The 22,686-nt window shown below is 45.8% G+C and carries 17 protein-coding genes; all 17 read left to right on the forward strand.

Annotation, left to right across the window (positions count from 1 at the left end):
- Positions 1-10: 10 nt before the first annotated feature.
- The 17 genes from SELR_RS07000 to SELR_RS07085 all read left to right on the forward strand — a co-directional run bounded on the left by SELR_RS07000 (position 11) and on the right by SELR_RS07085 (position 22,677).
- Positions 11-451 (forward strand): hypothetical protein, encoded by a 441-nt coding sequence (locus tag SELR_RS07000; protein ID WP_014424516.1) that lies wholly within the window; start codon positions 11-13, stop codon positions 449-451.
- Positions 452-463: 12 nt separating this feature from the next.
- On the forward strand, positions 464-1,765 hold the full coding sequence (locus SELR_RS07005) for a protein kinase domain-containing protein (protein ID WP_014424517.1): 1,302 nt from the start codon (positions 464-466) through the stop codon (positions 1,763-1,765).
- Positions 1,766-1,778: 13 nt separating this feature from the next.
- Positions 1,779-2,507 carry a vWA domain-containing protein gene (locus SELR_RS07010; RefSeq protein WP_014424518.1) on the forward strand — a complete coding sequence of 243 codons (729 nt, stop codon included), beginning with the start codon at positions 1,779-1,781 and terminating at the stop codon, positions 2,505-2,507.
- Positions 2,508-3,485 (forward strand): protein phosphatase 2C domain-containing protein, encoded by a 978-nt coding sequence (locus SELR_RS07015; RefSeq protein ID WP_041914314.1) that lies wholly within the window; start codon positions 2,508-2,510, stop codon positions 3,483-3,485.
- A 50-nt stretch (positions 3,486-3,535) separates the two neighbouring features.
- A complete protein-coding gene (locus tag SELR_RS07020) occupies positions 3,536-4,354 on the forward strand; it encodes a hypothetical protein (protein WP_158645785.1) in 819 nt (272 codons plus the stop codon).
- Between the two features lie 6 nt (positions 4,355-4,360).
- Positions 4,361-4,777 carry a YkvA family protein gene (locus SELR_RS07025; protein ID WP_014424521.1) on the forward strand — a complete coding sequence of 139 codons (417 nt, stop codon included), beginning with the start codon at positions 4,361-4,363 and terminating at the stop codon, positions 4,775-4,777.
- 96 nt (positions 4,778-4,873) lie between these two features.
- Positions 4,874-5,167: a hypothetical protein gene (locus tag SELR_RS07030; RefSeq protein ID WP_041914315.1), complete on the forward strand. Its 294-nt coding sequence runs from the start codon at positions 4,874-4,876 to the stop codon at positions 5,165-5,167.
- Between the two features lie 347 nt (positions 5,168-5,514).
- On the forward strand, positions 5,515-6,144 hold the full coding sequence (locus tag SELR_RS07040; RefSeq protein WP_014424523.1) for a hypothetical protein: 630 nt from the start codon (positions 5,515-5,517) through the stop codon (positions 6,142-6,144).
- Positions 6,145-6,215: 71 nt separating this feature from the next.
- Positions 6,216-6,464 carry a hypothetical protein gene (locus SELR_RS07045; RefSeq protein WP_014424524.1) on the forward strand — a complete coding sequence of 83 codons (249 nt, stop codon included), beginning with the start codon at positions 6,216-6,218 and terminating at the stop codon, positions 6,462-6,464.
- A 723-nt stretch (positions 6,465-7,187) separates the two neighbouring features.
- Positions 7,188-7,919: a vWA domain-containing protein gene (locus SELR_RS07050; RefSeq protein WP_014424525.1), complete on the forward strand. Its 732-nt coding sequence runs from the start codon at positions 7,188-7,190 to the stop codon at positions 7,917-7,919.
- A gap of 6 nt (positions 7,920-7,925) precedes the next feature.
- Positions 7,926-8,393, forward strand: a complete 468-nt coding sequence (locus tag SELR_RS07055; protein WP_041914317.1) for a vWA domain-containing protein — start codon at positions 7,926-7,928, stop codon at positions 8,391-8,393.
- Entirely contained in the window at positions 8,390-9,100 is a 711-nt protein-coding gene (locus SELR_RS07060) for a protein phosphatase 2C domain-containing protein (RefSeq protein ID WP_014424526.1), read from the forward strand. Before SELR_RS07055 ends, SELR_RS07060 begins: the two co-directional genes overlap by 4 nt.
- Positions 9,087-10,523 carry a serine/threonine protein kinase gene (locus SELR_RS07065; RefSeq protein ID WP_014424527.1) on the forward strand — a complete coding sequence of 479 codons (1,437 nt, stop codon included), beginning with the start codon at positions 9,087-9,089 and terminating at the stop codon, positions 10,521-10,523. Before SELR_RS07060 ends, SELR_RS07065 begins: the two co-directional genes overlap by 14 nt.
- On the forward strand, positions 10,520-14,098 hold the full coding sequence (locus SELR_RS07070) for a DEAD/DEAH box helicase (RefSeq protein ID WP_014424528.1): 3,579 nt from the start codon (positions 10,520-10,522) through the stop codon (positions 14,096-14,098). The genes SELR_RS07065 and SELR_RS07070 overlap by 4 nt, the downstream gene beginning before the upstream one ends.
- Before the next feature lie 15 nt (positions 14,099-14,113).
- Entirely contained in the window at positions 14,114-16,219 is a 2,106-nt protein-coding gene (locus SELR_RS07075) for a hypothetical protein (protein ID WP_014424529.1), read from the forward strand.
- Complete coding sequence (locus SELR_RS07080) at positions 16,212-18,782, forward strand: DUF8727 domain-containing protein (protein ID WP_014424530.1); 2,571 nt, start codon at positions 16,212-16,214, stop codon at positions 18,780-18,782. Before SELR_RS07075 ends, SELR_RS07080 begins: the two co-directional genes overlap by 8 nt.
- Positions 18,766-22,677 carry a DUF2357 domain-containing protein gene (locus SELR_RS07085; RefSeq protein WP_041914318.1) on the forward strand — a complete coding sequence of 1,304 codons (3,912 nt, stop codon included), beginning with the start codon at positions 18,766-18,768 and terminating at the stop codon, positions 22,675-22,677. Before SELR_RS07080 ends, SELR_RS07085 begins: the two co-directional genes overlap by 17 nt.
- The last annotated feature ends 9 nt before the right edge of the window (positions 22,678-22,686 follow it).

Genomic DNA, 22,686 nt, shown 5'->3' on the forward strand with positions numbered 1-22,686 from the left:
GTAGATTTTTATGACATGGTGGAAAAATGGATTGTTATTAGCAGCTGGTGGTGTGGCAGGGCTGGCGCTGGCAGCCTGGCTGGAATCGGAATCGGAGGCTTGCGCCAGGAATGGAAGCCATAAAGTTCCAGGTGTGGATGGGATTGAGCTTTTGGTAGAGAATGTCCGCAAGGATGCGGAATGGGCAATGGCGGAATGTACTACGGATGAGGAACGTGAGAAAGTCTATGCGGAAGTGACAGATTCCATTAAGGAACTTCAGGCCACTCTGCAAAAGCGTGGTGATGAAATCATTGCTGACCTCAAGAAGCAGGTTTGTAATGATGCGGCTCTCAACGAACTGGAAGCTGGCAATGATGATGCTGTAACCAAATTCAAGAGCAGCATGGAAGACTTGACCAAAACTTTGGATGAGACTTTGGCTTCGCTGAAACCGGAGCCTATGATTTAAGGAGAAAATCTTATGCAGCTCAAGAGAAATCAGGAACTCTTCCTACGGGATGGAAGGACTATTACTGTCGTAGATAAGCTGGGGGTTGGTGGTCAGGGGATCGTATATAAGGTTCGCCTCAGCTCTGGCGAGATGCGTGCTCTCAAATGGTACTATGGTGATAAGCTGAGCCGTCCTGAGGAATTTTATCGTCATCTTGCGCAGAACATAGATGCCGGCAGTCCATCTGCGGCCTTTATCTGGCCGGAGGAACTTACGGAATGGGTAGATGGCACCTTTGGATATATCATGTCACTTTTTCCGCAGGGGTATGTCGGTTTTTCCAAGTTTGTCACGGCAAGGGTAAACTTTAGCAACATTGATGCCATGATAAACGCTGCCCTTAACATTGTCACGGCCTTTATGGACTTGCATAACAAAGGCTACAACTACCAGGATCTGAACGATGGAAATTTCTCCATCAACCCTGCCAATGGTGATGTGCTGATCTGTGATAACGACAACGTTGGCGGTCACGGCTTCGAGTCAGGGATTTTAGGCAAGGCACGTTATATGGCCCCGGAGGTGGTGCGAAAGGAAAAGAAACCGGATAAGCTGACAGATCGCTTCTCGTTGGCCGTGGTGTTGTTTATTCTCTTTATGGGGGATCATCCCTTAGAGGGGAAACGAACGAATGTCCCCGCGCTGACCAGCAAATACGAAAAACGCTTCTTCGGTGAAAATCCTGTGTTTATCTTTGATCCGAAGGATGACAGCAATCGCCCGGTGCCAGGGCTTCATCGCAATGCTATCGCCAAATGGCCGTATTTCCCGAGCTATATCCAGGAAGCATTTATAACTTCCTTCAGCCAGGAAAGCCTTATGGAAGGAACTGGCCGTTTGTTGGAAGGAATGTGGCGTCATGTGCTGATAAGATTGAAATCATCCTTGGTGAAATGCCCGCACTGTCATGAACATGTCTTTGCTGAAGTTGGTACGTTTATCTGCCCATCGTGTGGTGGAGTGGTAAAGCCTGCAGGTTATGTAAGGTTTCCAAAACGGGCCAATATGGATATTGTTGTTCCTATTATGGGGGGGACAAGGCTTTTCGCCTATCATCTGGATGAGAATGGCCCAAATGATGAAAATGTTGCAGCTCATATCATGGAAAAGCCGGGGAAATTTGGCATCAAGAACGAATCTGCAAGTATATGGACAGTATCGGCACCGGATGGTTCACAGGCAATCAAGGAACCTGGTGATGTAGCTGTTATCGGAGAAGGCTTCAAGCTGGACTTCGGTCATGGTATTATCGGTGAAATCGTCAAGAATTAAGGAGGAGACAATAATGGCTGGTATTTTAGATAAGGTAGAGATGACAAGGCGTATGTGCCCCGTGATTTTCCTGGTGGATACATCAGGAAGTATGGATGGAGCGCCGATAGGGGCTGTGAATTCGGCTATTGAAGGCGTGCTGCCTGAACTCTGTGTCATGAACGATGAGAATGCAGATGCTGAGATAAATGTGGCCATCATGAGTTTTTCTGGTGGTGCTGATTGGGTGACGGGAGAAAAACTTCTGCCACCGCAGAATGTAGCCTGGAATGGTCTGGATGCAATCGGTCCTACGGAAATGGGCGTAGCTTTTCGCGAGCTGGGTAAAAAACTTTCTATAGAGACAGGATTTATGCGCCGCGCCAGCGGTTCGGTAGCTCCCGTATTGTTCCTGCTCTCTGACGGTGCTCCCACGGATGATTACAAATCGGCGTTGGCCAAACTCAAAGAAAATAACTGGTATAAGGTAGCTGTTCGGGTGGCAATAGGCTATGGAGATGCAGATGACAATATCCTGGCGGAGTTTACCGGCAATCGAGAAACCGTCCTGCATACGAATTCCCCGGAAGATCTGAAGAAGATGATTCGTTTTGTATCTATTACATCATCTATGGTGGCAAGCCATAAGGTTGCCACGAATACTACGGAAGATGCTCCGGATGACAATACTGCAGCATTAGCGGAAGAATTGGAAGCTCAGGGTGGTGAGATGACAACAGCTTCAGCAGAAGAAGCGTGGTAATTGAAGGAAATACAGGAGGGAGGGGCGAAAGTGTCCTATAGAATATATTCTCTGTCCAGGCTTGGCGAAAAATATGCCAGACATGGTTTCAGATGTCAGGACAGTTCAGGGAACTGTACAAAAAACGGTGTGCAGATTGTCGCTGTGGCAGATGGCCATGGAGCTGGCGATTGTTTCAGAAGTGAAATAGGAGCCAATATTGCTATAGACATGGTATTCTGCGAGGCGCTGCCCCTTCTCTATGAAGAAGACCATCCTTTTAGTGAACAAGGCATAAAAAATTTCAAGTACAGGTTATGGCAAAGTTGGCAGAAAGCAGTGAAGAGTGATTGGGATAACCGATTAACGCTTGGAAAGTTGGGTGAAAATGAAGCCCGCTATGAACTGGTCAGTGATAAATATAGATTACGCTACCAGAAAGAGAGTGATAAATATCTTTACACGGCTTATGGCACCACACTATTGGCCGCTATTGCCATCAAGAATGAATTGCTGCTTTTGCAGATAGGCGATGGTTCAGCAGTAGTCTTATGTGCTAACGGCTTATTCATCTTGCCAGTTCCTCAGGATGAGGAAAATTTTCTCAATGTCACTACAAGCCTGTCAGATGAGAATGCTGACCAGAAGATTCGCCATGCGGTGCTATCCCTCGATAAAACCTCCAGTACCTATCCTGTAGCTGTATTTTTATCTAGTGATGGCGTGGATGATTGTTTTCCTGCCTATCAGAATGAGGAGCATCTCTTTAAGTTTTACAAGGTATTGATAGAAACCGCATTGGCAGAAAATACTGAGTCCCTGTTTACCGAGCTTTCTCATGATGTATTGGCAGACATGTCCGTCAAGGGCAGCCATGATGATATATCGATGGGGATTATGATGACTGAGGATATGGAACTGCTAGGGAAGGCTTGCAGCGATATAAGTCTGCCACAAAGTGCCATGGATGATGAAGCTGGACAGGAGGTGACAGAATAATGCTTAGCCTGGCAACGTTAGGCGAGTATCTACAAAGGAATCCTGCCCTTATGGAAAATCGCATACTGCTTCAAGGAGTTCTGAGGGATATATTTCCGCAGGATAAACTGATCGTGAACCTATTGCTTATGGGATTTGACGAGGATATATTTTCTCTGGTGGGGACAAATCTTTCTGAAGTGCAGCTTACTAAGTTGGCTGGCTCTATTGTGAACAACCACGGCGTAAGTGAGGAAAATGCCATCTATATCATCGACACATGGCTGGGCATAGTGTTTCAGGAGAACCTGCCTGCTGCCTTTGGAAATGTCAGAAGGCAGCAGAATAATCACAGTCAAGCTGCAGCCCAAAACATGAATGTGGCAATATCATTAACTCCAGGAGGTATTCGCCGTTTGTCTGTAGCCGATGTACGGGAGGTATTCTTCCGGGCTAAGGAAAGGTTGATGCGTAAGTGTCGTTTTGCCCGCAGTCAGGACATGGGAACATGGGATGTGGTCGATATGCGCAGCAACAATCACTACAGCAGAGGCATTAACCAACGGGAAAGAAGTTTGCTTGTGAAAAAACTGGGTAAAGGGCACTATCAGGAAGCGGATTTCGCATATATCCGGACAAAATCCGATATGACCACCTCGTGGGGACTAACCTACGATAGCATCGTCATCACAGCATTGAAAGACCTGCTGATTCCCTTTGCAGATATTGACTATGTAGAATCACAACGTGGCTTTTTTACAGATACCATGACGATTATCTTGAAAGATGGCAGGATTTATGAACTGGATGAGCATCAGATGATGGCTACACCGGTTTATGATAATATTTCAGACCTGGCTGGTTTTCTGAATGTCATAAAGGAGATGTGATGGAAGATGAAAAATGTTAGTGAGAAAGACTTCCAGGATGTAGATATGGGGAAATACGCTGATGAATATACAGAGAACGGATTTTGGGTGAAACTACGTGACAATGTAGCCAATATAGGTATTGCACTTATCTATAAGGCGTTGCAGCTCTATTATGTTGCCCAGTCGCCAAACTGCCCGAAAAAGGTAAAGGCTGGTATATATGCAGCCTTGGGTTACCTCATATCTCCCATCGACCTTATCCCAGATTTCACTCCGATTGCAGGCTATGCTGATGATGCGACGGCTATTGGAATGGCATTGCTCTTGGCACAGATGTATATAACTGAAGATATAAATGCGCAGGCAAGAAATAAAATCCATGATTTGTTCGGAGAAAACGCTGTAGCAAGACTGGAGGATAGCAACGATTATCATGGATGAAGGCAGCTGAAAAAGTATTCCAAAGAAAATTGTCATAATATTTAAGAAACATAGGGCTGTACAATCAGGATGATGTTAGCGAAGGAGGGATGCCATATGGCTAACCAGATATTGGATGTATTGCTTGGCAGCTTGTTGGGGACGCAGGCTGAATCAATCGCTTCCAGCCAACATAGACACGAACTGGTGCGGGGGGATGTGATATGCGTCAGAGATGGGTTCTCTAATCGGTATGGTGTATGGACAGGGAAAAATGTTATCATGTACGGCAATGGCCTACATGGAATCAAAGATGTTCATAAACGTTCCCTGAAAAAATTCCTAAGAGGAGCATCTGGCTACTCCATTTGTCTGTTTCCTAAAAAATACGGGCATCCGAGGCGAATATAGGCTATCTCGCCAATTCAAGGCGTGGTAATGCCTCAAAATAAGATTTGGAGAATGCTGGAACAGGCGGAAAAAGTAAGGCGATACAAGTGGTATTCTCCAGAAGAAACTGCTGTCCGTGCCGAAAAGGCGATTGGGCGGAGCGATTTTTCCAGTAGTGAGCACTTTGCTGTGTGGTGCAAGACCAGTATTGCTGAATCTCATGAGATGGAAACCTTGCGAGAGGTCTTGGAAAGTATAATAGCCTACTAGGAACATATATGATGCTAAATTCAGAAAAATAAGTAAAACATGGAAGGAATAAGCACAAAAACGGCGAAACAATAGAAAAAAGGGGAGGTGTCGCCATTATGAATTTGAAAGAAGCTTTTCAGGCACAAAACACAATCGTTGACCTGATGGATTATATCGCCAGCTATCTGGCTAAAGAAGACAACGTGATGACCATTACGGAGAAACATCTCCGCAGCAAGGCTTTGGCCGGGCAGCAGGATGAGAGTGTCGATGTCAGCAATAAGTCTGAGGAAATGTTCGATGTAGGTAAGCTTATCAGCATTTGGCAGCAACTGCTTGTAGAAAAGGAGAAGCTGGGACAGGCCATTGGCAAAGCCAAAGCAAATATGGCGTTCAATCTGGATGTGGCGGTAGATATCAACAAATGCCGTCATGAATTCTTGCCGTACATTGAGAAACTGGCTAACCGCAAGAGCTCCCATGAGCTTCAAAAGGGCGAGGGCCGAGGCTATGTCTTCAACAATGAAGGCAATCAGACTGCTTACTGTTATGACATAGACCGTGTCATGACCATAGACTATGACAGGAACAAGGTTCGAAACGTTGTGAAGGAGGTTAACCGTACGGCGGATGAGCTATCTATCAAAATAGATGAGGCCCTGCTTCAGACACAGGTGGATTATGAGTTGAAGTTCGACCTGGTTGGCAAGGAAAGTTTCATACTGGAAGAACTGATGGAAAAATAAGGCTCTGCAAATTCTCTCATGGGATTTAGTAACTCACAAATAAAATAAGACGGATAGGGAGGTTTATAAAAATGTATATTCTAAAGGAAGTCAAAGATAACGGCGACTCGAAGGAATATTCCTTCGAATCTTTTGAGGAAGCCCAAGCATTGCTAAATGAAAAGGCTGAGGCTGATAAGGCTGCACAAGTTGATAGTTGTGATATTTTGCATGGTGATGATATTTACAATAGGGTTACGCATGGCACCAATAAATATTATTATCTCAAAATTGAAGGCTTGAATAATCCAAACCCTACTTTTGATTCGATTAGCTTTTAGCTGAGAGTATTGTATAAACGGAACTCAAGTCTGCTTTCTGGGTGTTGACTTTTTGCTTGCTTTATTTCACAGAGTATATTAATGAATGGTTGCAGAGCCAAAAATAATCATCGAGCGGCATTAGCCGCTTGAGCAGGGACAGGCAACAGAGGGAATTCGGTTCAGATGCAGATGAACTGTGAGGCTGCATAAAATAATGAAGAATGGCTTATGTTAAATACATATAAAAGTATGGTAGATTGGAACCAGGAGACCAGCTCCAAATCCAAATTCTTCGCCAAAACTTATCATGTATCGTTCAGACGCTATTCGATCTGCGATAAGTCGCCAAATTAAAATATCTCCAATTCATAGGATCATTTCGTGCTATCACCCGTTTTCTTTTCTTAAATGTCCCTAATGGGGACAGCTTGATTTGTACAATGTTGTTTCGGCAACAACGTACAGAAATGGGAGGAACTTTGGTGGCTGTCTCTGCTCAAGCGGTTAATGTAAACTGCATATTGCTACCGAAAGGAACATACATAGGAACTGAAACCAAATCTGTTGTTGATATGCTGGAGGTTTGTCAAATTCTCGCAGATCTTCAGGATGCTTTTACGTTGCGATAATTGGTGATTTTTACCAAAAGGGTGACATAGCATATAGGTAAATAAAAGCCATATGCCGAATAATAAAATATCGATTCTGGCATTTACAATAATTTTACAGGAGGAGATTTATATGGCCTTTAACCCGGCAAATTATCAGGTATCTACCAAAGAGAGATGTATGTCCGTGGTATTGTTGCTGGATGTCAGCTACTCCATGGATGGGGAGAAAATAGACCGCCTTTATGATGCGGTGACGGAAATGCTAGGTACTTTCGTTGCTCATACGAGAAGCGACGAGATGCCATATAAGGTCGCCATCATAACATTCGGGCAAACGGTCGATTGCCATACCCGCTATACGGATGCCAAGCTGCTTAGTAATCTGCCCCGCTTTTACGCTAATGGCAGCACACCGCTGGGCACGGCCCTGCGTATGGCCAAAGGCATGATTGAAGATCGTGAAGAAACTCCTACCCGTTGGTATGGGCCGACTACTATTCTGGTTAGTGACGGCTACCCAAATGATTCCGGATGGGAAGTGGCTATGCACGATTTCATCAACAATGGGCGCACATCTAGGCGTCAACGTATTTCGGTCGCTATTGGTAACGATGCTGATGAGGAGATGTTGAAAAGTTTTGCCAGCAATGCGGAACTTTTCTTCAAAGCTGATGATGCCAGCAAGATTGCAGATATATTTGAAAAAGTCACGCGGTCAGTTGAAGCCGAAAGACAACATTTAACAAATAGTGGTCCAGCTTCTATGCCTAAGCCGCAAACTAGTAGTAAGCTTGCTCCTAGGATCAGTCGCCGTGATACTGTCAAGAAAAACCTTGAAGAAGATGATGATGATTGGAATTGATAAGCCATGGACAGAGACATTAATATAGTATTTGATTTGTCAGGCAGCATGGCGGAACTGGGGAAAATACGCATCCTAAAATCATTGGCAGCACGTCTAATACCTCTAGTCAGTAGGCACGGGGACGTAGTGCATTTTTGGGGCTGGCGCGAGGCGGTAACGCCCTTAAAAGGGCCGCGCGATATGGTTCTTGCTGCCAATAATTCCCAAGGATTAATTGATTTCATTGGAGACAATGGTTTCGGCGGAAAATATTTGTTGCTGAGTGATGGCCTTTGGGCTGCGGAGATAACCGACCAAATAAAACAACAAGTGACCACCACGCGCTCTTGCCTAGTGGCAGTCGCCATTGGAGCGGATGCCAACAGTTGGTCGCTCTCCCAAATCAGCCATGGACAGACAATGTATAGTTCGGCCGACATCGTGACAGCAGTGCAATTGTTGTGCTGTGCTGATATGGAGGTTTCTTCATGAAATATGGCGGCCTATCATTGGTAGGTTCCTATCATTCGGTAAATCAAGATTGCTACGCTGCCCGTCAGGTAACAGGAGGTTACGTACTGGCGGTATCCGACGGGCTGGGCAGTCACATTCATTCGCAGGCTGGTTCTGCCGCTTTATGCACAGCAGCCTGTGAACTAGCAAATTCGCTGGAGTGTCGCTTGGTGAGCCAGGAGCTGTTTCTGCAAAAGCTGCATGAGCTGTGGCTGGACTTGTTGGCTAAAGCCTGTCTGAAGGTGAAGGATTGTCGTGCCACGGCTTTGATAGGAGTGGTCGGGGAAAAAGATCTGTGGCTCTTCCGCTTAGGGGATGGATTTATCGGTGCAGTCGTTGATGACGTAGTTTGTGTGATGTTTGATGACAAAGACGAGCATTGTATAAACGAGACTGACTGTCTGGGCAGCACGTTGGAGCTTGATTTGTGGGAGTTTCACCACTTTCAATGCCAATCCTTTCGTGGGATAGTGGCTGGTACAGATGGGCTGATGTTGCCCAGTGCAATCCCACCGTTGACAGATTTTACACGGGAATTTTGCATGGCCTATCGTGACATGGATCTGCCGGCAATCTTGAAGGACATTGGCGATTGGTTGCCAAAATACAAAGGGATTGACGACAAGACTTTGGCGTTTATCATCGAGGATAGAGCAAAAGGGGACGAAGATAGTGGAAATAACTGAGCAGGGGGTCGATGGTTTCGTACAACCGACCGAGTGTGTAGACGAGTTCAAGCATAAATATCGTTTGCTAAAGGAAATAGCCAGGGGAGGTCAGGGGGCAGTATACAGGACCCATGCGCCGCGCCTGGTAATAAAATTGGAGCTTAGCGATCATCGGTTTGTCCAAGCGAGCAAGGCTGCTAGAGATAAATATCTTTCTCTGCGTCTTCTGCCCATCCCAAAAGATTTGCCAATCACCCTGCCCCTGGCCGTACTGGAGAAATACTCCGGCTATGTGATGCGCCTGATGGATGATATGATTTCCTTTCGGGATGCTTTTAACTGCAATGGGGATGATGCTCCCATAGAAAACGAATGGTTGGAGAACATAGCCACCCAAAACCAGAATATTGCTATAATATGCTGCAATTTGATAAAACACGGTGGTATGCGTCGCTTTTGGCAAGCGTATATGAAAACCGCTTGCTTATTGGCGCGTCTACATGAGGTGGGGCTAGTTTATTGCGATTTTTCTGCTAACAATGTTTTTATATCCGATAGCCAGGAATTTTGCAATGTCTGGCTGATTGACGCGGATAATCTGGATTTTGAGGAAAATACCTGCCAGCATCGAGTTTGGACGCCGGGTATTGGTGCGCCAGAAATCATCGACGAATACGTGGCGAAGGGTTGCACCTTCTATTCCGATTGCTATGCCTTTGCCGCTACATTGTTCCAGCAGCTAACCCACCATCATCCCTTTGAGGGCGAGTTGTTTGATGAACAAGTAGAGGAGTTGGATGACATCGTGCAGGTGGAATACCTGCGCGATTGCGGAGAATATCCCTGGGTATTCGATACGACAGACGACAGCAATATCTGGTCGGGCGATGGCGATTTCTATCAGAATTTGATCCCGCCACGCCTGATGGCTCTGTTGAACGAGACTTTTAGCGCCGAAGAGGGGTTGTTTCACAAACAACGCCGCCCCTCTATGGCAGAGTGGGCATATTCCTTAGCGCGCTCGCTGGATGAGACTGTGCGCTGCCCCAAGTGCCAAATGGAGCGCTACGGCAAGAAGACCGTTTGTCCATGGTGCGACCATGAGCATCCCCTGCTGACTATAACCTCATACAGCCAGAATGGGGAGATTTGGTGGCAATTGGCCCATGAGATAGAGCTGGGGCAAAATATATCCATCCCATTGCGTCTGGTAAATGGCTTCAAGGTACGGGAAATCGACGAGGTGGCTTTCACAATGCAGTGGACAGCCAACGGAATTTATATTCATAAGACCAAGGAAAGCCTAAGCATCGAATTTGCTGACCGAAAAATGGGGCGCGTTGCTGCTTCCGGCTTTGAGACGACTGAGGATACCCTGTACATATATTGTTTGGGCAACGGCAACACTGCCAAAAGAATAGAGGTGAGACTCATTAAATGAAACTTGAAGACATCAGCACAGACCGTGGATTTCTTTTTGAACATGTGCCTTGCGAACGGCTGGAACTAGGCGAAATATCGGTAACTGAGGGACGACTGGAAATGCAGGGTGTAAATGTTTACTGTTTCAAAAATCGGGAAAACACCTTTACCCTCCGCATCACTGATTCTGCCCAGCAAAAGGGCATCCAGGACTGTTTGCGCCGCCAGTTAGTTGGATTGGCCAGCCTGGAAAGCTCTGGTAGCCTAGCTACTTTGGCAGACGGCAGAAAAAAATTCTGTCTGCGCATCATGTTTTTTCTGCGCAGTGTTCGTTTCGGTAGATTTCAGGTCATACTGAGTAATAAGGCCAAAAATACCTTGAAAAAGCATGGCTATGAGATGTCTGATTATAACTGCTTGGCAGACTTATTTCAATTCACTGACGGAGTAAGCGGGGAGCATTGCTTTGCCTTTCAAAGCGTTGATTCGCTCCTTGAGAAGCCGAAAGAAAATAATGGGGAAGATAAAGAAGCAGCAACTAAGGTAGCGAGCCACGAGGCTCTTCAGACGGAAAAGGAAACACCTCCCGAGCTTGCCACGGATGCCACGGTGGCTGCAGAAGACGATAGTTCCGTCATAGACGAGACGATAGCTACTCTCGAGGAGACTGATGAAAACACTGATGGGGATTTGGCTAGCTCAATAGATGGCAAATCCCTCAAGCTCTGCGGCCAGGGCATAACCTTATTCGTCACCATCGAGGGCGATGGGGTGGAGAGTCGCGCTATGGCATATCGGGCTGTCGTGTCCAAGAGCCGACCTGCTAACGCCACACTTTACTGGCAGCTGGCCTATGGGGAACTGGCATTCTCGGATGAGCAAAGCTACGTGGCGGCGCGAGTGAGGGATATTTTGCATGCCACACCGAATTATATAAGCATCTGGAATGAATATGCCATACGTGAAGGCGATTTTTTGCTTAGAAGAGCCAGGGCAGTGGGTGAAATTTCCTATAGTTCTAATTTCAATATAACCCCGGAGGGTATAGAACTGACGGTGACAGATGAAAGCACGAGTCATTTGGAGAATCTTGCTACGGGAGATTGCCTGGCCGCCTATCTAACGCCTCCCCCCTATATTGAAGATCAGAATATGAACTGGCAGTCTTACCAAGATTGGAAAGCGCAGCAATTACAGTTATTGAAAGTTAAGCGTCTGCCCAGAGTGCCAGTTTTTGAAGTCAAGGCCAAAAGCAAGTATAGCGTGACCTTGGCCAATGAGCGGGAATTGCCGGTCGGCAGCAAACTTTATTTTTCCATCAATGGCGATGAAAAGCAGATAGAACGTCGAGAAAAAGCGCGCTACCGCATAGAAAACGGCACTAGTGCCTCACCAACCTTGGGGCTGATTTTAGGCAGCCAAAACGGCGCCTTTTCGACCAGCCAGGATGTAGCCGCTATCGGTCTGACCACAAAAAAAATTTCTTACATAGAGCCCTTGTCGCAGATTTTGCGCCAAAAGATTTTCCGAAACCCGCCGACCTCAGCACAAATAAAAGCAATAGATATAGCTTTAAACACGCCTGATATAGCCATAATTCAAGGTCCACCTGGCACAGGCAAGACTACCGTAATTACCGCCATTTTGGAACGATTGAACGAACTGTCAGAAAAACGCCAAATGCAACCAGGGCAAGTGCTAGTGACCAGTCTGCAACATGATGCCGTGCATAATATTATCGAGCGAGTCAATGTCAATTCTTTGCCAACCATAAAATTCGGGCAACGACGGACGGATGATAATTTATCCATGCAGGAGGAATTGAGCCGTTGGTGCAATCGCACACTGACAGAGCTGGAGCAAAAACATCCGCAGCTAAAGCAATCGGCCGATGAGAAGAAACTATTTTCCCTTTACAATGCTTATTTCCAATCGCCCAGTGATACCAAGGCTGTTAATTTTCTGACTGCCGCAAAAGAATTGGTCAGGGATGACCTCCTGCTGGAGGAAATCGAGCGCATCCTTGAGGAGATTGCTCCGCTGAAATCCACTGGCAATGACGAGTTATTAAGAAAGATTTACCAACTGCGCACCAAAGAGTCCTCATTTGCTGATGACGGGCAAATAGCCGCTATGGATTTGTACAATGAGTTGGAGACATTGTATGGCGAGGCACTTACCGAGAAACAAGCAGCGCGTTTGGATTTGCTGAAAAAAGCTGCTATGGCTGATATACCGGACAAAGTGTTACTGGACGAATTGGTCAGAATCCGTCATCAATTATTAGCGGAATGCATTGGTTCCCCGCCTTTTGAAAGCGATGAGGCCAGGGAGGATATAGCTGTCCTTTATGGGAAACTCAAAAAAAAGCTACAACGCCCCGGCGATGAGCTAGGGAACATCGTCTATGATTTATATAGCGAGCTTAGGGATAATCCGTACAGCGTTTACCAGGCAATAGCTTCCTATAGCTTTGTGTTTGCAGCCACTGCCCAACAGACTGAAAAAGCTGAGATCAAACGAGCCAAAGGGGTGGAAAATCCCCAGGACGATGATACCCATGCGCAATATGAAACAGTCGTGGTGGACGAGGCCGCCCGAGTCAATCCCGGCGACCTAATGATACCGCTCAGCCAGGCGTCGCGCCGCATAATTCTGGTGGGTGATCAACGCCAGCTCCCCCACATGTACGATGAGGAAATTTTTCAATCACTGCGCGAGGAAGGGCTATTGGAGGACGAAGGCGACATAAAGACCAGTATGTTTGAGCATCTTTGGGAAAAGGCGCTGGAGCTTTCCAAGTCAGACGGAATAGACAGACGGGTAACGCTGGATGCCCAATACCGAATGCATCCATTGCTGGGGAAATTCGTCAGCGATAATTTTTACAAGCCATACGGTGAGCCGTTTTCCTCGCCTTTACCCGCTGAAAAGTTTGCTCAGGGCATTTGCTCCTCGCCTATACGCTGGGTAAACATTCCCAACAGCTACGGTCAGCATGAACGCACTAATAATTTCAGCCTCAAGCGCAAATGTGAGGTAGATTACATCGTCGATACTTTGGCTGCGTATCTTGCCGACCCGCAAAATAATGAGCTTACTTTTGGGGTGATAAGTTTTTATCGTTCCCAGGTACAGGCTATCAAACAGGCCATAAAGCAGCGACTGCCGGAGAATTTAGCCAAAAGGGTAAGGATAGGCACCGTCGATGAGTTTCAAGGCATGGAATTTGATGTCATGTTTCTTTCCATTGTGCGGAGCAAGAGATTTTTCCCGAATATGCAGGTAAAAGTAGGCGATCGTCACAAAGAAATAAATTTGGACGAGCTGGAGCGCATCCCGGCAGATGCTGATGTCGAAGACAAAAAAAGTCATAAAGATTATGTCCAAGCTGTTGGCAGTAGTATATACGGTTTCTTGACCGACAATCGTCTTTGCGTGGCCTTGAGCAGGCAAAAGAGGCTGCTGATAGTGGTAGGAGATGCCGATATGTTTGGCGGAGAAATCTCGCAAAGGATAGCCAAAGTCTGTGTCCCTGCCATGTATAATTTATTTAGGCTTTGCCTGCAAGAAAACAGTCTGGTAAATAGCTAGGGGCGGAGGATAATTATGGCAGAGAATGTAAAATGTATCAGTCTGTTTCTGGAAAAAGAATACCAAAACAAATTTCCCAGCATCCCCGTTTTAGCCGAAAATGATTACTTTGTCGAGTTCAATGCTTATGAAGTTTTTTTGCCAAAAACGTGGCTGGAAGGTGTTGCGACCAGCAACACGGAGCAGGAAGAAAGCTTAAATATATTTGAAGTGAGCGTGCTAAGGCTCTTGGGCATTGGAAATTATTCTGCCGTTGACCTTAGCGAAAAACTCTGCCTGCCGCTGGACTTAGTGCAATTTATTTGTCAGCGACTTAAGGAAAGCGGCTTATTGGACAGCAATCGCCAAATTACTGTTCGTGGCAGACAAAAGATTGGCCAAGCGACAACAAATGACGAACCAGTCCAGGATGAAATACCTCATCTGCTGTTAATGTCGCGTGACAATCAAAAAGTTATGCCTATGCTGTTTTCTCGTTGTGAACAGGTCGGTGAGCTGGAAAAACCGCATATCAATATGGTAGTAGGTAGCACCGGTCATGCAAAGAACGTGAGAGGACGATGCTTACTGGTAAAAGAACGGACAAAACATCCGGCTATGCTGACGCAAGGGCAAATTTTCGATGCGCTGCGAGGGCTGGCCTGTAAACCGGGCAACCGCCAACAAATCCGATATGACCGTAAAGTACACATAGCCTCGACTTATTATGCGCCAATTTTCCTTCATGCCAAAGCCGTTCTGCAAAACGGTTTCATCGACTATGCGATAGTAAGCGATGGCGAATCTATACATAACGATTTTCTCCGGGAATATATGGAAAGACAGATCAAAGGAATAGATACTAAGCTAAAAGAAAAGGCTTACCGACTGAGTACCAAGCAGAAAAAAATTACCAAATACGATGGACGCTATCCCGAAATTCATGTGGCTTTGCGTCAGCAACAAAAACGTACCGAGACTGCTGACGAGCGAAGAAACACTGAGCGACAGGAACGTCAGCAAGTCCAAGGCCTTGCCCAGGCTATCGAGTGGGCCTTGCTCTATCATTTGCGAAAATACCCCCCGCCTATGGAGCTTTTGGCTTCACTGGAAGTGCAAACCCCAGAAGAAAATGCGCAAACACTGTTAAATTTTGCTGAAAGGCTCGGCCTTACAGCGGCAAAGATGCATCCAAAAATGTTTTCCCGGGTGTATGGCAGACTGGTGAGGGGATGCTTGCAGTCGGATAATCCCAGTCTTGCCATATTGCTGCCCCTCAGCATAGGAACAGCGGCCAAAGTTCCCGATAGCCGAATAGTTGAAGCATTGAACACTCTGCCGGGAACGGCAAGAATTCCCTTTGGCGACAACGAGCCCACAGATATTGCCAATAAGAGAGAGAATGCCTTTTCCTTTTTAAATCGCCTCGATCGCTACGGAAAGGAAATCCGACATAATGATGAGTGGCATCCTATAGAAAGCGATGATGCTGAAAAACTTTATGCGGCTGTTCGGCAGTTCGTGCAGGTACTTTTGCCGGATTACGATAATCAGCAATTAATGGAGGATGATAGCGCTAACGCTTCCTTGCAAAGGCTAAGCGCCGAGATAACAGTAATGAAGGCCCTGGGGGAGGATGTCTATATGAACATGCCGCCAGATTTGCAAGAGCAGTTCCTAAAGATTTCGCCTGACAAAGACGACAGTGAAGAAAAAACAGGGCGGCAAGTATTAGCCACGAAATTTGTAGAGACTCTATCCATCATACTGGAGAAAATTCTCTCTAGTCTGCTGCATGCAAAGCCTATTATTAATATGGAAAAATCGGCGGTTATAGCCAGGCTACAAAGCCAGGGCATTTCCACCGATTTATCGACGGTAAACGATAGGTATTATGAAAATGCTTGTCAGCAGCAAAAGGCAACCTTAGGCGCATATACCCTGGCATATATGGCCAGCCTAAATGACACTGAGTTAACAAAATTCGCCGAAAAAAAAATTCCCGAGCTGGCTTATGAAATTGCAGGCTATCGCGGGCATAGCAATAACCTTAACATGGTATTGGATGAGGCACTTTTGCTTGATTTGCGCCACCGGGTATTTGAAGCAGTTAAATATTTGGGAGGGTTTATAAATGAATGAAGATATGAACGTAGTTCAGATAGACACAGATGAGTCGGCAAATCAAGAAATCATAAGCCCCGTTGATAAAGATATCCCTTCCCACGAGGAATCGCCCACCGAAAAATTAAAAAACTGGGAAAAGGAATTGGCCGCGCAAAGAGAATCACTGGCGGAGGAAAAAAAGGATATAGCCATTCGCGAGGCGCGTGTTCAATCTCGCGAGGACATATTGGCAGAGAAGGAAAAGAAAACAGCTGCTTTGGCATGTGAGTTGGCAAAGCGCGAAGAAAGCGTGGTTGATTTAGAGCAAAAACGCGAAGAAATATCCCGCAGTGAAAAGGAACTATCGTCTCGTAGTGAGCGATTAAATGTCCAGCAGGCTGCCATGGACGAGCGGCAGCTTGCCTTGGATGCCTTGCAGGCGGAGCTGACTAAGAAAGAGCAAGAAATCCAGGCACAAGCCGCCAAACGGCAAGCCGAGGAACTTGGCAACTTGCGCACCGAGTTGGAGAAAATTCGCCAGCAACGGATCAGCGAGCTGGAAGCAGAGCTGGAGCATATAAGGAAGGCTGCAGCAGATGAGGCCGAAAAATTGAGACAGGGTCTGGATGCAGATATAAATACCAGACGTCAGCGGCTGGATGAGGAAATGGCCGAAAAGCGCAGTCAACTCGCACAAGAGATAAAGGAGCAACGTGATAGCCTGGAGGCCGAGCAAAAACAGCTATTCAAGGAAAAAGAGCAGCTAGAGACAGAAAAAAAGACGCTGGAGTTTGATCGGAAGCGGACAAAAAAGCTGGAAGATACCCTTAAGGCGCGTCAAGATAATATTGAGGCCGAAGTGTCGACAGCGAGCGAAGAATATCGACAAAGCCTGGACAAGAAACTAGAAGCCTCTCGCCTGGAGAACGAACATCTGCGTGCAGAGCTGAAAAACTCTGAGTCCCTGCTGGCAAATTACAATAGCTTTCAGGCGGTGTATGGCGATAATCCCGACATCTTACGTAAAAAAATGGCGGATCTTCGCGCGGCGTATGACTCTTTGCAGGATGAACTGGGTAAACGCCCCGGGCAAGAAGTGCAGCAGGAGTGTGAGCGCTTGAAGGCAGAAAATGCACGGCTGCAAAATGATATGGTAGTGCAGGAAAAGCAATTTGGCAATATGCAGCAGCAAGTAGTCGAGCTGGAAAAGATGCGCAACAACAATGTGATTTTGCAAGCCTCCAATGAAAGCTTGCATGCTCAATGGACAGAAGCACAGGACATCATCAAGAACCAAGCCGAACAATTGAAACGTCTCACCGCAACTGAAGTAACACCGGCTGATCGGGAGGCACGGGCACAAAGTCTACGCGAGCCTTACCTGGAAAGGCCTTTTGTCGCGCCAGTTATTTCCAAGGCCGATGCATCCGTTGTAAGCGAGCTGGAATGGCTGACAGGAATAGAAAATGCCTGCAAGGACTATGGCATATCCTTCCCTCGTCGTGTGCTTTATGCTTTCCACACTTCGTTAAAAATCGCCAACTGGTCTACTATCACCGTATTGGCAGGTGTCAGTGGCACAGGCAAATCGGAGCTGCCCAGACTCTACTCGGCCTTTGGAGGGCTTAATTTCATCAGCGTCCCGGTACAGCCTAACTGGGACTCGCAAGAATCCATGCTCGGATTTTTTAACTCTATCGATAATAAATTCGATGCACAGCCTGTGCTGAGATTTTTGGTGGAATGCACTGAGCAATACGATAACAATATGGCCGTCGTGCTCCTGGATGAAATGAATCTGGCGCATGTAGAGCATTATTTTGCAGACTTTTTGAGTAAACTGGAGACGCGTCGCAGCGCACCGGACGATAATCTTCCCAAGATTTATGTCAATCTAGGTGCCGGCGTAAAGCCTTATGAATTGCCGCTTAAACGCAATATTCTCTGGTGTGGGACGATGAATCAGGACGAGACTACCAAATCCTTGTCCGACAAGGTTCTCGACCGGGGAATTGTCATCAATTTCCCGCGTCCGCGTCATCTCAAAGATCGTCAGGGAGCACGTAATATCGACACCTTTTGCGAAAAGCGCGGCATCGCTCCGCTTAGCCGCCAGGTATGGAATGCTTGGCGAGTGACCAACATCCAGTTCCAGGACAAGCAGACGGAAAAACTGAACGAATACCGTTCTTTGTTGGAAAAGATGAATGACCATTTAAGTACTGTAGGGCGTGCCATTGGGCACCGCGTCTGGCAGGCGATTGCCCATTATGTAGTGAATTATCCCACGGTCAGGGCAGCATTTAATGAAGCTAACGGGGAATTGACAGATAGCCTGGAGCTGGCTATGCACACAGCAGTGGAAGATCAGATTGTCCAAAAAGTAATGCCGAAACTGCGTGGCATTGATACACGTGGCAAAAGCTACGATAATTGCCTTAGTCCCATCAAAGGATTATTGAATGAATATAAGTTCAATCTGGAGAATGATTTTACCAGAGCGTGCGAGATGGGATACGGGCAATTTATGTGGGGCAGCGCCGAATATATTGAAGATGATAACGGCGACGAGCAGGAGTTAAATGATGCAAATCAATAATTTTGATGAATATTGCCAGGCCCTCAAATCCGGCGGCATGATTTATGAACGTGCCTGCCTGTTGCGCTATATTCGCAGTTGGCTCATAAATGTTCAGGCTCTAGATAAAGGACGCGATGAGGAAAAGCTAGGCTATGTAGGGCTGACAGAGCTCCTAAATCTAAATATGACCGCCGAGAGCGACGAGATAACGCGTATAGCCAAAGAAACGATTGGGGCAATGTGCCATATAGCGAACAGTTTTCGTGATAAAATTGTGCGTGAAAAGGTGATGATGCCCACCTATAAGGCAAAGGAGCTTGACAGCGCTGGTCTTAGTTGGCTCAGCAAACGTTCGGGGCGTACCATCAGGGAGAAACTGTCCTCCACGAACAGCCTATTGGCGGTGCGCCGTCGCCTTAGTCTGGACACGGGTGAGAACAGGCTTTTTCTAGCCTTTGTGCGCGAGCTTGAAGAGTGCATTGAGCAGAAACGAATAGCCAACAAAAATTTTGTCGATGTCGTGGAAGAAGATTTCCAGGATAATGCGCTGAAACTTTTGCACAACAGCGATATAGAGGAAATCGGCAGGTGGGAAAACCTGCCGCCTAATAATACGTTGCTCTCAGATAGATTTTATCGGCAAATTTGGCGCGGCTGGACTGACTTGCAAAATTTTTCAGAGATGATAAAGTCAGATGACGATAATCTAGGCCAACGGCTATGTCTGGTCTTTTTCTGGAAACTTGCTAGTCGGGTAGCCGAATATTGTCATTTTGCTCAGCAACCAGTCACTTATGATTACCTGCATTTTATGTTGCTGCCATTTACGGGGAAATCCCTTTATGGTTGGCATGCCAAAGGCATATTTTCTATCAGCCTGGAAGATTGTTGTCTGAGCTTATACCATCAAAATAGGCAATATCGGATAAAATTTGCGGACATGACGGCCAGTCTTTATCGAGATGAGGAAGAACTACAACACGATGTTTTGACAGCCGATACATTTGACTGCTTTGTTATGCAGGCGGTACAATTCCTGTTTGGCGATAAGGAAAAACTGCCCAGAACCGCTACCTCTGATAGCGAGTCAACGATAGAAGGCAATTTGTATATTGACCTCTTTACCAGCAGGCCTATTTATCTTAATGCAAGTGGTGAACCAGTCCGCTTTGCGGAGCGCATTATGCGGCAAATTTTCATCAGGGATAATCATAGCTATGATTTACCCGTTAATAAATCCACCGCCATGCACATTTCCCAAGAATCCCCAGCCTATTCGATAGCCTCTTGCATGCACACCAAGAAAGATGCTAGCAATAGATTTAATGAGCTTTTGCAGATGGTAGGGCATTATTTGCACGGACGTAACGTCAAATCGGTGTCGGTGCCATTGCCGGATATTTACAATGAATTTCAGTTAAGTGCCATAAGAAGAGCGTTGCACCTCCATTACAGCCATGTGCAAACAATGCCGCGAAGCATTGCAGTATTGTTTTATGAGCTATCGCAACAGCAAGGTAACAAATATAATGATGGTGATTTTGTCTTAGTCGTTGATTACATAAAAGGCAAGATTTCTCTGACGTTGGTCGAGGCTAAAAGAAATCCTATTGTTGCTAAAGCACTGCCCGAGACAGAAGGTATTATTTGGGAGAGGCATCCTACCTATAGTAAAGAATGTCGCATCGGAGATAATGTCACCTATACCGACAAGCTAAACGATTTACTGCTTAAATGTGGTTTGCAAGCTTCCGAGGAAAACATTGCCCGTATTCTTAAGGTGTTCGGTGTAAAAGGGTTGCCCTATGAAGCAGATATTTTGGCATTCACTTTTGGTGATACCTGGAGTATGCTGTCAGCCGAGGCCGCAAAGTTTTTTATACAGACAAAGCTAGATGCATCGTTAATAATTTCAAATTATCTGCAACGCATAAAACCAATAATTGGCAATAAAAAAGTCCATGTCTGTGTAGTTTCCCCTTACATCCATAAGATTAAACAGGGTTGCACTATGAGGACTGACGGTTATATGCCGTTGCATGGCTTCCAATATTATTCAGCCTTACAGTCAAGAGTAGAAGACTTTCAAAAAAGTAGCGATGAGCTGGTCCCCCCCCTGTGGAGCGACCAACTTCCCGCACTTTCAATCAAGCGGTTGTACGGTGAGTTTCCGCTCATCGATCCGCGAAATGCGAACAAAATCTCCCCACAATTCGGCAGAGAACAGGAAATACCAATTCCGCGGCATTTTGTCTTACCCCAAAATCAGTCTGAATATAGATTTGGCCTTATTATGGGCAAGAATGAGCGTGATATTGATTATGAAGCTGTTGTCAGGCATCGGGCATTCCCGCTCAAAGAAGATGTAGAATGCGAGCTGAGACTCACTTATACTTATGGCAAAGATATGCCCTATGAATTGACATTTATGCCAGTGGGGGACATAAAACCATTTCATATGGCAGAGGTTTTGTGGGAAGATGCCAAGGAGCATCCCTATATGGACTTGCAGTCTCCTAAATTTCCAGCCGATGAGGAAAACTGGCAAAGTTTGCAACATATAAAGACGAAACGGAAAGAGGATGTTGATGCGCTTGATTGGATAGAAGGGACATTCCGAGGACGTATAATTATAGACTTTGACAATGACGATACGTTTTCTTATGCCAACAAGTACGATAATCAGATTATTGTTCTAGCAAATGTCAATGGGCGAATGGCAATTGTAAGATTTTCGGATAAAGACAACAAATTTAAAGACAAGAACGGCAATCTTCACGGCACAATTAATCTTTCAGTGTTTCCTGATAATCACAAGCACTATAAAATACATTTCGGAAGCTTTGAAGCTATGCGTTGGCGTAAGGATGTAAATGGGCAAGCATATTGTTTTTGTTATGTGGACGAGGAGCATCCTCATGTTGCTTTTTTTGAAAGTGCGCTTATTTTAGGTTCCCGTGTAGAAGATATGCAAAATTGTGACGTCATTTTTGACATAAAATCTCGCCCGGACGGGAAAGAAAATGCCAGCCGTATAATTATTGATAAAGTTGGCTATGAATCTTTTTTTGGCGCACGTATATCATGTGGAAATATTCCCTACGACATAGAAAATCCTAAAGTCCTATACCCGTTGCACAAAGTCTATTTCAATGGCCGTTCCAGCAAGATGCCGGATTGCCCAGCACATTTCAGAGATTGTATCAGTACTGTATCGCAAGAGATTACGAAGTATTTTGTTGAAGCCTGGAAAAATCGCGATGTTGATTTGTTGCGAAAACTATTTCGGATTATGTGTATTATGCACACAGATATAGGACATGATGTCTATGATATAGCCAATGTGGTCATTAAGAAGCATCCCGGGCTCATCAATGATGATCTTGGCTGCATTTTGGGTGATTATGATAGTGAAGAGCAACAGAAGTTGTTAATTTTACTCGTTTCTAACGAGACCATCGAGCCGGAAAAAATTATAGCTATTCTAAGCAAGGCCGCCTGGAAAAATGAAGGTTTTATGCGCAATGCGCCGCCACACATACTGCTGTCTTACTTCGACAAAGCATTGGTGTTTATAAATGACTACAAAAGTTATGATAAGCAGGGTAAGCGCAATGTTTTGCAATGCCTGGAATATGTGCTAGCGATTTTCCGTCTGCGCAATCGCGGTGATGCAGATATAAACAAAAAACTATCCCTAAACAATTCTGCTATGCAGTCGCTATATGCGACCGTAGAGGATATGATTGACAGTAAATATGAATTGCCTGCTTCCAGAGTACAACTAGAAGCCGCACAAAGCGAAGAATTTCGTGCTAGCAACATTTCGGATTTTTACTATGCGCTTCTTGTGTACATTACCGGGGGCGAAGATGAGATAAAACTGGCCGGCATTAACGAAGCCGAAGAATAGTGTCCGTAA

It is taken from the genome of Selenomonas ruminantium subsp. lactilytica TAM6421, assembly GCF_000284095.1.
Taxonomy (GTDB): Bacteria; Bacillota; Negativicutes; order Selenomonadales; family Selenomonadaceae; genus Selenomonas_A; species Selenomonas_A lactilytica.

What these genes read in the sequence shown, in the direction of transcription:
- SELR_RS07020 (WP_158645785.1), top strand. Translation starts at nt 3,536, where the DNA reads ATGGAAAATCGCATACTGCTTCAAGGAGTTCTGAGGGATATATTTCCG.
- SELR_RS07045 (WP_014424524.1), top strand. Translation starts at nt 6,216, where the DNA reads ATGTATATTCTAAAGGAAGTCAAAGATAACGGCGACTCGAAGGAATAT.
- SELR_RS07025 (WP_014424521.1), top strand. Translation starts at nt 4,361, where the DNA reads ATGAAAAATGTTAGTGAGAAAGACTTCCAGGATGTAGATATGGGGAAA.
- SELR_RS07050 (WP_014424525.1), top strand. Translation starts at nt 7,188, where the DNA reads ATGGCCTTTAACCCGGCAAATTATCAGGTATCTACCAAAGAGAGATGT.
- SELR_RS07075 (WP_014424529.1), top strand. Translation starts at nt 14,114, where the DNA reads ATGGCAGAGAATGTAAAATGTATCAGTCTGTTTCTGGAAAAAGAATAC.
- SELR_RS07040 (WP_014424523.1), top strand. Translation starts at nt 5,515, where the DNA reads ATGAATTTGAAAGAAGCTTTTCAGGCACAAAACACAATCGTTGACCTG.
- SELR_RS07005 (WP_014424517.1), top strand. Translation starts at nt 464, where the DNA reads ATGCAGCTCAAGAGAAATCAGGAACTCTTCCTACGGGATGGAAGGACT.
- SELR_RS07010 (WP_014424518.1), top strand. Translation starts at nt 1,779, where the DNA reads ATGGCTGGTATTTTAGATAAGGTAGAGATGACAAGGCGTATGTGCCCC.
- SELR_RS07060 (WP_014424526.1), top strand. Translation starts at nt 8,390, where the DNA reads ATGAAATATGGCGGCCTATCATTGGTAGGTTCCTATCATTCGGTAAAT.
- SELR_RS07085 (WP_041914318.1), top strand. Translation starts at nt 18,766, where the DNA reads ATGATGCAAATCAATAATTTTGATGAATATTGCCAGGCCCTCAAATCC.
- SELR_RS07080 (WP_014424530.1), top strand. Translation starts at nt 16,212, where the DNA reads ATGAATGAAGATATGAACGTAGTTCAGATAGACACAGATGAGTCGGCA.
- SELR_RS07070 (WP_014424528.1), top strand. Translation starts at nt 10,520, where the DNA reads ATGAAACTTGAAGACATCAGCACAGACCGTGGATTTCTTTTTGAACAT.
- SELR_RS07030 (WP_041914315.1), top strand. Translation starts at nt 4,874, where the DNA reads ATGGCTAACCAGATATTGGATGTATTGCTTGGCAGCTTGTTGGGGACG.
- SELR_RS07000 (WP_014424516.1), top strand. Translation starts at nt 11, where the DNA reads ATGACATGGTGGAAAAATGGATTGTTATTAGCAGCTGGTGGTGTGGCA.
- SELR_RS07055 (WP_041914317.1), top strand. Translation starts at nt 7,926, where the DNA reads ATGGACAGAGACATTAATATAGTATTTGATTTGTCAGGCAGCATGGCG.